A 603-nucleotide genomic window follows, 5' to 3' on the forward strand; every position below is an offset into this window, starting at 1 on the left:
AGCCGCTCACTTTTCTTGTCTCGCCAAGAAAAGTAAGCAAAAGAAGGCGACCGCAACTGCACCGCCCTCCTTCGGAGGGTCCCCGCTTCAGAGACCAATAAAACGGGAAAAATAGAGTCGCTTCGCTCCGACTATTTTTCTGATCCGTTTTATTGGTCTCTGAAGCGGCGGCGCAGATGCGGACGGCCGAGACGGCTCGCCTTCGGCATCGCAATATCTCCGACTCGCCTTCGGCTTTGCCTTGGCGTTCTTGAGCCTTCGATACGTCGCTGCGCGACTACTCAGGACGAACGAACGGAAATTATTTAAACAAAAAACAAAAACAAAAACAAAAACAAAAACAAAAACAAAAACAAAAACCAAAACCAAAAAAACAAAAAAACAAAAAAACAAAAAAACAAAAAAGGAAAAACCCAAAATCCAGAACGGGAGTTGGAACGATCAAAAGGTCGATGCCGCAGGCGAGCCAACCCAAAGCCGCAGGCGAGTCGGAGACCGGGCGAGGCCGCAGGCGAGCCCGAGTGGACTTTCCCCATAGAGCCAGCCGTCGCAGCGGAGCGAAAAGTGGATCAGAAGGATAGTCGGAGCGAAGCGACTCTATCC

Annotated in this window: 1 protein-coding gene; it reads right to left on the reverse strand. The window is 50.2% G+C overall.

The genetic code is table 11. From position 1 onward, the window contains the following. Positions 1–301: 301 nt before the first annotated feature. A partial coding sequence (locus ACODSZ_RS23125) for a hypothetical protein (RefSeq protein ID WP_488928650.1) occupies positions 302–603 on the reverse strand: 302 nt, incomplete at its 5' end.

Source organism: Herbaspirillum sp. FG34 (genome assembly GCF_057809315.1).